The organism is Pallidibacillus thermolactis (assembly GCF_025660415.1).
GTDB lineage: Bacteria > Bacillota > Bacilli > Bacillales > Caldibacillaceae > Pallidibacillus > Pallidibacillus thermolactis.
The window spans coordinates 1-11007 of record NZ_JAOUSE010000077.1 but is presented as its reverse complement, the minus strand read 5'-3'; the positions used below and the strand labels follow the sequence as shown (position 1 = coordinate 11007).

The window sequence follows — 11007 nt, the reverse complement described above, 5'->3', positions numbered from 1 at the left end:
ATGGGTTATTGGATTCGATCCAGAACGTTTGATGGATTATTTAGAAAAATAAAAATATAGTAGTAAAAGAGTTATAGTATTAATATAATATAAAATAGACAAAAGGAAGCCTGAATTTCTTTTCTATGAGATTCGGGCTTTTTTAGCTATTATCTAGGACGACTTGCATCTCTGTCTTTATAGCCACTCTGCGAGTCTTTTCTTATATTGTGCGCCTATTAGTAGCGCATGACCATAACATCCAATGCCCTATCTATTATTGTTTATTTTATCGTCTAAAGTAAAATGAAGGAAAAAGACGTGTGGGTCTTGTCATGTTATAAAGATAGGATAAATTGAAGGTGTTATGAGCTGTTAGTTATTGTTCTATCCTGGGACGTCACTACGTAAAAATAGAGTGCTAGAAAATTGGGAACATGCCCAAACGCAGATGTATCAAGCGATTGGGCGTGTTTTTATATTGAGCAAAATTATAGAAATAGTATATTTTTAACCCCATTCACACATTTTTTTCACAAGAGTGGATCGAGATTCGATAAATAGAAGATACAAAGATATAATAAGTTAAGGGGAAGTAATTTAATCGAAATATATTTATCAGAACTCATTTCATAATTACTCCCTATCTTTAAAGCGCATTGCATAGTTAGTGGTCTTATATTCTATCATTCTTTTTAAGGTTGATCGTGGCCTAATACAATAAAGGGGAGTTTATATGGCTATTCCAAAGAATATTTCAAAAGAAGATATTTTTAAAGCGATTCAGTATATCGACGAGAATGGTGTACCAAACCAAAATAAAAGTAAGAAGTATGAATTGGTTGATGAATCTGGAAAAACGTATCCGGTTAAGTATGTCATTGCAGTTGCAAATCATTTGGTTAATCATGTAGATATCTCTACTGAGGAATTTCATGCAGAAGAAGCAAAAAAGTTTTTAGAAAAATTGGACTTCATAGTTGAAACAAAGCAAGAAAAATTTAAGTTAACGATCTCTGCCAATGAAGTAACTTCAACAGACGATCGTTTTACGATGGATAACCTAGCACTCGATGATCATTACAAGCCACTTGATGTATATTTTATAAATGCAAGTGGAGCTAAGGTCCGACGTAAATACAATAAGGGTGAAAGACGAAACTCAAATCAAACATTGCCCCGTTTGGCCTTTCAGGTTTTTGAACAACAAATTGCCGCACTACCTATGGAAGAAAAAGAGCAATTTCCAATTTGTCAATATACGCCAAATACTGAAATCATTCGTGGTATATTTCCTAGTATTGAGGAATTTAAGCGATTTAGAAATTCAATTGAATATTTAGTTTATAGAAATGATGATGGCCAACAATTCGTGATATATAGTCGGAACATTTTCTCTACAATTTTATTTGTTCAGGAATGTTTAAAACGTTTTGGGAATGAGGGTGACCAATTTGTCCTCATTTATCGTGAAAAAGATAAAAAAGAAGAAACTGTGCAAACCGAGAACAAAAATGTAGATATTGAAAGGCTACAGGAAACTAGCGGATATAGAAATCCATATTCCCACTATCTAATTGAGTCTAAAAACATTATTTTACACGGTGCACCAGGCACAGGGAAAACGCATCTAGCAAAAGAAATAGCTGCCGATATTATCAGTGATGGCTATTTTGATGATTTTTCTCTACTTTCCGATGAACAAAAGAAACAGATTGAATTTGTTCAGTTTCATCCAAATTATGATTACTCAGACTTTGTTGAAGGCTTGCGGCCAAGGATTAATGATGATGGTTCTGTCGGATTTGAACTTAAAGACGGGATATTTAAGCGTTTTATAGCTAGAGCGAAAAAGAACTTTGAAGATTCTCAAAAGACCCAAGAACAAAGAGAAAAAGAAGCAACGGTTGAAAGTATGATGTTGGACTATTTTTCAAACATTGAGTTGGGAGTAGATGAATTGGAAACTGCTCGAGGTACTAAATTTTATATTACCGAAATCGATGATAAGCATATTCATATTTCTATTCCAGAAAACAAAATATCGAATAAGTTGAGATTGAGTATAAGTGAGCTAAAAGCGATGCTAGATTCTAAACAAACATTCACCCAAGTGAAAGATGTAACTAATTTTTTTGGAAAATTGAATCCGACACAACATTTTTCCTACCTATTAGCTATTTATAAAGATATTAAATTGAATAAAAAGCCCATCACCAATCCAATGGCAAAGCCTGATAAATTGAAACCTTACATATTTATTATTGATGAAATTAATCGTGGTGAAATTTCAAAAATTTTTGGTGAACTATTTTATTCAATTGATCCGGGATATCGTGGCCGTACTGGAGAAGTATCTACACAGTATGCAAACATGCACGACAATCCGGAGGAGCGATTTTACATACCCGAAAACGTCTACATAATTGGAACGATGAACGATATCGACCGTTCCGTTGACAGCTTTGACTTTGCTATGCGTCGTCGTTTCAGATTTATTGAAATAAAAGCGGACGATCGATTGGAAATGTTAGATGAATTAGGTGAAGTGAAAGAGGAAGCAATCCGTAGAATGACAGCGCTGAATAATGAAATTTCTAATGTGGAGGAGCTTAACCAACATTATCATATTGGTGCATCTTACTTTTTGAAATTAAAATACTTAACTTTTAACCAATTATGGACAGACTATCTTGAGCCGTTACTAAGAGAATATGTGCGTGGTATGTATGATGAAGACGAGATTATGAATAGGTTTGCAAAGGCGTATGGCTATCCAGGTGATTATTAAAATGAAGGAACTCAAAATTAAAGATAATACACTGATTCATAAAAAACACTTTCAAGAAGTAGCCAATGTGACAGAAAAGATTGTCGATAAAACACTTGAACAACTTGAAAAGGAAGGGGTATTTATTTTCCCCGAGCTTATAAAAGATTCGGAAGATATCAGCAAAGAACAGGTTATTTTACAAAGCATCAATCAATGTTATCGTTCAAGTAATGTGATGGGTTTTCTAGGCTATGGTAACGAACGTCTCGTCATCGAATCTCGTTTTTCAAATGGTGAAACTGATTATTTCTTTCAATATTTACTAGAATGCGTATTGCATTTGCCAAATGTTGTAGAGCTTAATACTGATGCAAATCAAAATCATCGTACGCTAAACATGTTACTTTTTTTCTTTCCTAACTTTTTAAAAAAAGCAATGAGAAAAGGTTTATTCAAAACGTATATCCAAAAAAAGTATAATGATGAAAATATTAGGGGAACGATTGATATTCCACGCCATGTGAAAAATAATACCCCTTTTATCGGGAACATAGCATATAATCAACGTGAGTTTTCATATGATAATGATCTGATGCAGTTGGTTCGCCATACGATTGAATTTATTAAGAAGAAGCCATATGGTAACAACGTATTGCGAAAAACGAAAGATGAAGTGGCCACCGTCGTAGAAGCAACCAAAAGCTATAAGTATTTTGATAGAAGAAAAGTCTTAGAAAAAAACTTGAAAAAACCCATCCGCCATGCATATTACCGTGAATATAGAGCATTACAACGACTTTGTATCATGATATTACAGCATGAAAAATATCAAATGGGATCCGGTATGAATCAGATTTACGGTATGTTGTTTGATGGTGCATGGATCTGGGAGGAATATGTCCATTTACTGATTGGCAGTGACTTCTATCACCCCATGAACAAAGGGGGGAAAGGAGCACAACGATTATTTGAGGGGAATATAGGGTTAATTTATCCCGATTTTATTAGTAGAAATGTAGATAATCGGATCATCGCCGATGCGAAATATAAACCGTACGAAAACATAAGAAGCAGTGATTATCAGCAAATGCTGTCTTATATGTTTAGATTTGATGCAAAAAAAGGTGTATATTTATATCCTCATAATCAAGAAACTGAAAATGTAACAGGGTTGAGATTAAATAGCGGTACGACATATGAAAATAATGTTAGTCCAAGGGAGGATATTATTGTTTATAAGTGTGGCTTAGAGATTCCCTGTGACTGCAATGACTATAACGAATTTAAAGTACAAATTAAAAAAAATGAGGAAGAATTTATAACAAAAGTGTTCAATATATTAAATGGGGAAATAGCTTACTCATGAAATAATAAGAGCCGGAGACGTTCTACGAAAGTAAAATGTCTCCGGTTTTATATCACCATATTAAGTTCCGATTCATTTCCGTTAGTTTGAAGGAGAAAGGGCACAACATTTTAAGTTTTACAACATATGTTTGCGGTTCATATTTTGAAAAGAAGTAAAAGTTATACAGTAAATCCACCAATTTAGTTAGCCCGAAATATCGAATATCTGAATTAGTTAGCCTCCCAATCACCACGACATATACGTTCTCCTGGGACGTCATTACGTAAAAATAGAGTTCCGCTAGAAAAATGGAAAACATGCCCAAACGTAGATGTATTAAGCGATTGGGCATGTTTTTATTTTTGGGTAAAAATCGTGGAAAATAGCACTTTTTTATGCCGTTTTACACATTTTTTACACAAAGAATTACTGAAATTACATACTAAAAAAGCAAAGAATCTTTTATATTATTAACCATTCATCATATTTTAAATATACTATCGTGGTTTTATATGGTATGTTTTTTCCGAATCCTTCCTTTACAAAATGGGAAAAAGAATTTATATAAAGAATGAGGATGATTTCACTTAAACTAACGGGGCAGGATAGTTGAATTAGAGTAAAAAAATAATTGAGGTGTTTATAATGAAAATCTATGCAATTGAAGATTTACCGAAAACTAAAATAATAGAATTTTTTAAGTTACATTGGGGAAGTACAGAAATGGTTATTTCCAGTGGAGTTTATGATTGTAGTGCATTAGATGGTTTTGCTGCTGTAAATGAAGAAGATAAAATCATTGGCTTAATTACTTACATAATTAAATATAACGAATGCGAAATAATATCATTAGATAGTATTGAAGAAGGTAAAGGAATAGGAACCACGTTAGTTCAAGAAGTAGAAAATCTTGCTATTAAGAAAAAGTGCGAACTCCTTAAACTTATAACAACAAACGATAATTTATTAGCATTGAGGTTTTATCAAAAACGAGGTTTTATTCTGTCCCAAATAATAAATAATGCAGTTGAGAAAGCAAGAAAGTTAAAACCAGAGATACCCTTAATTGGTAACGATGGTATCCCAATCAGAGATGAAATTGAATTGATAAAGATATTGAACTAACGGGTGCTTTAGTTGAAGAAGAAAGGGCACAACATATAAGTTATTTCACTTATGGTGTGCCCGGTTAATTATAATTCAGTTATTTTGAACTCCAAAAAGTTTTGAGCAAGTCTCCTTCATCTTTTCAAATATGTCCGCAGGTTTAATCTGATCTCTTTCTTCCAGTTCCTTAATGACATGGATACAGTTATTAAACGTTGTTTCAACCTCACCATGGCCTAACCGACTAGAAACGTAAGAAACATTTACACCTTCATATAAAAGAATACTAGCATGCGTGTGTCGTAATCCGTGAATAGTAATCGGTTCTATATTGAGTTCAGCTAGAAATTGTCTCAAAACATAATTTGCGTAATTGTAATTTACCACCTTATATTTTGTAAAAGGAGAAAAAAATACCAATATAAGAATGTTATCAGGAAGTTTTTCGAAAAGCGGCTTTAATTTTTTATCCATTCTGAATAAACAGGTTGTTTCCTATGTTTAAGATGGTCAGAAAATAATTTTAATACAGCAATAGAAGCTGAGTTTAGGTTTTTAATGATTAGCTCTGCTTTTCTAATTATCATGAAAGTGGTATGTAATTTAAGTGGTAATAGTTTAAATGATAACTTAACATTTTTTGATATTCATTGAAGGAAGAGAAAAGCAATGTTTTCATTTGTCGAAGGTTAGTATAGAGCTGATCGCGTTCCTGTTAATTGAAGGTAATATCAGATTGTTTGTATAAAAGGTATCCAAATTCTAATAAGCAACAGAGTTAGTTTGGGATATGATTTCCTAGAAAATCCAAAACAAATTAGTAGAATTATAAACAGATTTCTTTTGAATGATTGTGATGGTTACCGTAATTATCCTATGAATAAAAAATTTTATTTCATTTCATATTTTATACTGCATTTTTTACAACACGATAACTACCTGCATACATTAAAAAGAAGGGTAATTTTCTACAACTTAAACAAAAAAATGTACAATAGAAACAATAGATTGTGTTTAAATGTTTTATCATGTAAGTATCTTCATCTATTTAGTTTTTACTATCTTTTAAACAATTATTTGAAAGGAATGGCATCCATGACTAATCTTTTTGTAATAGGGAATGGTTTTGATCTAGATCATAACTTAAAAACTTCATATAACGATTTTAGAAAATATTTACTTTCGGAATATGCTGAAATTAAAATGGATGAGATGATAATACCTTCTGGAAGTTATTTACAAGATGGTGGAGTCGAATATGATGATGTAGAGGTACTATCAATGCTTTTTTATTTAATTAATCAAGCAGAGAATAACTACGAAAAATGGAGTAATATTGAAAAATCACTAGGATATTTAGACTTTAGTGAAGCATTTGAGTTTTACGATGATATTTTAGATGACGATGGGGATACAGATTGGTGGAAAACTGCTTACAGAAATGAAGAAATTGCGTCTCAATTAGTGATTCCTACATTCAAAATACAAGAATTCTTTTGGGAATGGATACATACGATAAATCTTGATTCGGTAACACCAAAAAGGGATTTTAATAATTTAATAAATGAAAAAGATAAATTTCTAACATTTAATTATACAGAAACACTTGAAGTGGTTTATGGCATTAGTTCAAAAAATATTTGTCATATACATGGAAAACAACATGAAGAGATTTTTTTCGGACATGGCAATAACAAGGATTATTATGAAGAATACATGTCTTCCCATATTGGTTCAGAAAACAGTATAAGTAAAATTTATGACTTTTTAAGAAAAGATACTACCAGGGCACTTGAAAAAAACATAGATTTCTTTGATGGATTAGTTAACGAAGATATATGTAATATATTCTCATATGGTTTTTCATTTAATGAAGTGGATTCTATATATATTGAAGAACTTTGTAAAAGAATAAAAACTGAAAATATCACTTGGTATTTTAATGATTATGATATTTCTAATATAGGCCATTATATTCAATATGTTAAAAAATGTGGTTTTAGTGGGAACTTTAACATTTTTCATATAGGAGGATAGAAGAAATTGGTTTTTAATATGAAGATTCTGACAGGAATACTATTTATATAGGTGTTTTTGATTTTTTTACTTTTATTATTTTAGTCTGAAATAAGTTAGAAATTTAAAGCATTGTTTGTAAGAGATTAAAGATAATAAACTAGATTAAAAAAATAACTAGGTTTAGAAATTATTAGGAGGAACAATAATGGTAGAGGAAATTAAAAAAATAATATCTGAGATAGATGAAGATATAAAGATTATCTTTGATTTAGGTTATGTTTGTCTTACTAAGGAAGTATGGGATGATGTTATAGAATTTAGGTCAGATAATATAGAAGAATTGAAGAATAAAATAGTAAAATGGAGTGAACTTTATCAAGAGATAAATAAAATTATAGAAAAAGTAGATAAAAGAATCACTATATGGACAAACGGAGATGAAGTTATTTTAACTCATAATGATTGGAGTAACGATATAGTATTTCCATTAGGAGACTATCAAGAAGATGATTATGATAATGATAAGTTATTAGCTGAAATATATAACTTTCTTGAATTGAAGTATATCCCAGTGAAAGCCTGTTATACGGAAGACTATTTTGAAGTTTTGGTTAATCTCCCAGAAATATTTTGGGGGGATGGACTGTCGGGAGTTTATATTAGTTCAGAGAATGATGATTTTGTAAAAGATAAAATACATTATGAGATTAGTTGTATTTCGGAAACTTTTGCCAACTTGATAGAACTTAAACAAAATTATAGGCATATTGAAGTGGTAGGTAATTTTACTACACTAAAGGTATATAACATCAATAAAGTTTTAAACGTTAAAATAGAAGAGCCTAACTTCGAGGAACAATTATTTTATATTGCAAAGTGTATATTGTTTGAATTGTCTTCGAAACATTCACTTGCACTTAATATTTATGATCTTCCGAAGTATGATGAAGAGGATTATGAATTTGAATATGATCTCTTTGAGGTAGCTGACACATTAAATAAAACTCAAGCTCCTTTTATTAAGAAATATTATGATTCGGATTTGATTGATTATTACCATAGAGCTTCATTAATGGCAGAAAGCGAATTTAAGTATTTAGCTTATTACCAAGTATTAGAATGTATTTTTGATGAAGTTTACAGACATGAAACAGTTCAAGATGTTAAACAAATAATGAATTCAAGCTGGTTTTCTTCATATAACGATGAACATGTAACTAAAATAATTGAAATAGTTGAAAGATATAATAAAAATAAAAATGATAGAGAGAAACTAAAACTTGTACTAGAAAAATATTTTAAAGGAGAAATTCATGAACAAGCGTTTATTATTGCCAACAAGGATATTATCGATATTTTAAAAAATAAAATGAAAATGATATCAAGGGATTCTGAGATTAATGATTTACAAAAGTTAGCGAATATTTTGTATGATTTTAGATGTAATTGTACACATTCAAATAGAACATATCCTTTTAGAACAACTTTTGAACAAACAAGTGATGAATTGTTTCTTTATATTGAGTTGCTAAGAAAAGTCGTTGAACGAGTAATCATTAATTATCCACCGAAAAGAGTAATTTAAAAGTTCATTTTTTCATTTTACACAAAAATAAAACTACAATTTTTACTATGAAACAAAAGAAAACGTCTTGATAGAAATTGTTAAATGGAAACCTTTTTACAATTCAAATACTGGGATTTTTAGTAAGAAGAAAGGGCAAAACATATATGTTATACAACATATGTTATGCCCTTAATTTTTTTGAACAGAAAAAATTTTTAGAGCAAGACTACCCCAACATCTTTTCAAATATGTCCGCGGTTTTCATTTGATCTCTTTCTTCCAGTTCCTTAATGACATGGATATAGTTATTAAACGTTGTTTCAATCTCACCATGGCCTAACCGACTAGAAACGTAAGAAACATTTACACCTTCATATAAAAGAATACTAGCATGGGTGTGTCGTAATCCGTGAATCGTTATCGATTCTATATTGAGTTGAGCTAAAAATTGTCTCAAAACATCATTTGCGTAATTGTTATTTACAACCTTATATTTTGTAAAAGGCGAAAAAAATACAAGTCTGTGAATGTTGTCTGGTAGTTCTTCAAAAAGCTTTTTGAATGCTTTCATCGTATCTTTGTCCATTTTGATTACACGGTTGGATTCTACTGTTTTAGTCGGACCTAATCAATAGTGCATCTTTTTAAGATAGCCCCAAGTCTTATTGACATTGATCGTATTCTTTTTGAAATTAAAGTCACCTCTTGTTAAGCCCATCATTTCTGAATAACGCATTCCCGATGGTAGTCCAAGTAAAATTAAATAGTGAATGAGCGACTTATTTTCTAACGCATGTATTGCTTTAAGAAGTTTTTGACTTTCTTCGTAGCCTAAATATTTATCCTCTGCTTTCTTTCCAGGTCGCCCTGTTAAAACAGCACCACGCGTAAAATCAACCCTAATTAATCCCTCATCAATCGCGTCCTTTACACAAGCTCTAATATGAGTATTCAATTTTCTCGTTGATGCTTTGGCATGAGTTTTCCGTACTCATTTAAGAAAGATTGATACATGCGTTTATTGATGTTTTGAATAGGGATTCCCTCGAAATGTTCTTTTACAGTTTTGAGCGAGTTATAGTAACGTGCAAGTGTTTGTTTTAAATACTTTTATCCAACTTTCAAAATACTCATCAAAAGGAATCGGTTTTAAGTTAGGTACGACACCTTTTAGTAGTTCTTGTTCCACTTCCATTGCCGCAATTTGTGCTTCTTTTTTAGTACGAAAACCTCCTTTCCTAATGTGCTTTTGTTTACCATTTACCATACGACTTACTGTATATTGATACGTGTTTCCACGTTTTTGGATACTTGCCATTTGGGCCTCCTTTAGTATTTTTTGATTGACTACCAAACTATTGATAGAAGTTTGTTTGGTAGTGTCTGTTCCGTCATTTGAATTTTTATAATCAAGTTAAATAGAAAAAAACTTATCAAAATTATCATCAAGAAATTTGGACATTTTTGTTGCCAGAAAAGTCCAACTTTGACCTTGTGATTTTGGATAATAAACGAATCCGCCATTATCAGAATCCAAGATTTTTCGAAACTTTTCAGGATAGAGAATATGTGTTTTGATCCATTCGGATTTTTTATTAATTCGTTTTTGTAGATCCTTCATCGTCCAATAGACACCTTCCAATTGTGCCCTCTTAAACTCTTCTAATTGAATTTTTGAAATAAGTACACTATCAGCAGGGATTGGAATGCTTAAATTAACAGTAAGCAATTGCATATCGTCTCTTTGATTTGGATCATAAAGAAATTGATTCATCCTGTTTTTATTTGTTAACACATTGTTTCTTTCCATGTTTTTTACCTCCTACATTTTTGTGGATACTTTGTTATCGGAAGACGAATAGAAAATACTTTGGCCCAAATAATGGAAAAGTTCCTGGAATAAAAAAGTATTGTCGCTATGTATTTATAGTAATGTCGAACTAAAGAATTGGAAAATTTGGTGGGGGGTAGTGGATGAGGAGATTTTTACGGAAAATAAAAAACCTGTATAACTTAGCTACATCTACTCGTTTAGTAAATGTAGCTGAAGTCATACAGGCTTTTAACACTCTATGTGCTTATTTTAGAATATGGATCTACGTCAAGTTTTTGGACACAAAAAGATTAAGTTTTTTTGCACAACAACCATTCATGGATTGTTCCACGTCCCAAGTAGATTGTCAAAGTGAAAAGATCCTTTGACAATCTACTTGG

Annotated in this window: 10 protein-coding genes; 5 read left to right on the top strand and 5 right to left on the bottom strand. The window is 31.2% G+C overall.

Annotation, left to right across the window (positions count from 1 at the left end; all coding sequences use genetic code 11):
- Positions 1 to 715: 715 nt before the first annotated feature.
- From OEV82_RS15405 to OEV82_RS15395, 3 genes are all read left to right on the top strand, one after another.
- Positions 716 to 2770 (top strand): McrB family protein, encoded by a 2055-nt coding sequence (locus OEV82_RS15405; protein ID WP_263062364.1) that lies wholly within the window; start codon positions 716 to 718, stop codon positions 2768 to 2770.
- A gap of 1 nt (position 2771) precedes the next feature.
- Positions 2772 to 4118, top strand: coding sequence for an McrC family protein (locus tag OEV82_RS15400; protein WP_263062363.1), 1347 nt, complete (start codon positions 2772 to 2774; stop codon positions 4116 to 4118).
- 627 nt (positions 4119 to 4745) lie between these two features.
- The gene (locus tag OEV82_RS15395; protein ID WP_263062362.1) at positions 4746 to 5225 is read left to right on the top strand and encodes a GNAT family N-acetyltransferase; all 480 of its coding nucleotides are present in this window, start codon (positions 4746 to 4748) and stop codon (positions 5223 to 5225) included.
- A 75-nt stretch (positions 5226 to 5300) separates the two neighbouring features.
- On the opposite strand, the gene OEV82_RS15390 is transcribed toward OEV82_RS15395, so the two are convergent.
- The gene (locus OEV82_RS15390; RefSeq protein ID WP_263062361.1) at positions 5301 to 5681 is read right to left on the bottom strand and encodes a tyrosine-type recombinase/integrase; all 381 of its coding nucleotides are present in this window, start codon (positions 5679 to 5681) and stop codon (positions 5301 to 5303) included.
- 621 nt (positions 5682 to 6302) lie between these two features.
- Between OEV82_RS15390 and OEV82_RS15385 the strand changes: the two genes are divergently transcribed.
- Together OEV82_RS15385 and OEV82_RS15380 are read left to right on the top strand one after the other, a co-directional pair.
- Complete coding sequence (locus OEV82_RS15385) at positions 6303 to 7244, top strand: bacteriophage abortive infection AbiH family protein (RefSeq protein WP_263062360.1); 942 nt, start codon at positions 6303 to 6305, stop codon at positions 7242 to 7244.
- 187 nt (positions 7245 to 7431) lie between these two features.
- A complete protein-coding gene (locus OEV82_RS15380; protein ID WP_263062359.1) occupies positions 7432 to 8811 on the top strand; it encodes a hypothetical protein in 1380 nt (459 codons plus the stop codon).
- Between the two features lie 208 nt (positions 8812 to 9019).
- Here the strand turns inward: OEV82_RS15380 and OEV82_RS16235 are convergent, their stop codons facing one another.
- From OEV82_RS16235 to OEV82_RS15365, 4 genes are all read right to left on the bottom strand, one after another.
- Entirely contained in the window at positions 9020 to 9385 is a 366-nt protein-coding gene (locus tag OEV82_RS16235; RefSeq protein ID WP_407672785.1) for a tyrosine-type recombinase/integrase, read from the bottom strand.
- A 36-nt stretch (positions 9386 to 9421) separates the two neighbouring features.
- A complete protein-coding gene (locus OEV82_RS16230) occupies positions 9422 to 9748 on the bottom strand; it encodes a hypothetical protein (protein WP_407672784.1) in 327 nt (108 codons plus the stop codon).
- Between the two features lie 120 nt (positions 9749 to 9868).
- Positions 9869 to 10111 (bottom strand): Arm DNA-binding domain-containing protein, encoded by a 243-nt coding sequence (locus tag OEV82_RS15370; RefSeq protein WP_263062358.1) that lies wholly within the window; start codon positions 10109 to 10111, stop codon positions 9869 to 9871.
- A gap of 96 nt (positions 10112 to 10207) precedes the next feature.
- On the bottom strand, positions 10208 to 10528 hold the full coding sequence (locus OEV82_RS15365) for a DUF771 domain-containing protein (protein ID WP_263062365.1): 321 nt from the start codon (positions 10526 to 10528) through the stop codon (positions 10208 to 10210).
- Positions 10529 to 11007 lie beyond the last annotated feature (479 nt).

Coding starts and splice junctions, on each gene's coding strand:
- OEV82_RS15405 (WP_263062364.1), top strand. CDS start 716: ATGGCTATTCCAAAGAATATTTCAAAAGAAGATATTTTTAAAGCGATT.
- OEV82_RS15400 (WP_263062363.1), top strand. CDS start 2,772: ATGAAGGAACTCAAAATTAAAGATAATACACTGATTCATAAAAAACAC.
- OEV82_RS15395 (WP_263062362.1), top strand. CDS start 4,746: ATGAAAATCTATGCAATTGAAGATTTACCGAAAACTAAAATAATAGAA.
- OEV82_RS15390 (WP_263062361.1), bottom strand. CDS start 5,681: ATGGATAAAAAATTAAAGCCGCTTTTCGAAAAACTTCCTGATAACATT.
- OEV82_RS15385 (WP_263062360.1), top strand. CDS start 6,303: ATGACTAATCTTTTTGTAATAGGGAATGGTTTTGATCTAGATCATAAC.
- OEV82_RS15380 (WP_263062359.1), top strand. CDS start 7,432: ATGGTAGAGGAAATTAAAAAAATAATATCTGAGATAGATGAAGATATA.
- OEV82_RS15370 (WP_263062358.1), bottom strand. CDS start 10,111: ATGGCAAGTATCCAAAAACGTGGAAACACGTATCAATATACAGTAAGT.
- OEV82_RS15365 (WP_263062365.1), bottom strand. CDS start 10,528: ATGCAATTGCTTACTGTTAATTTAAGCATTCCAATCCCTGCTGATAGT.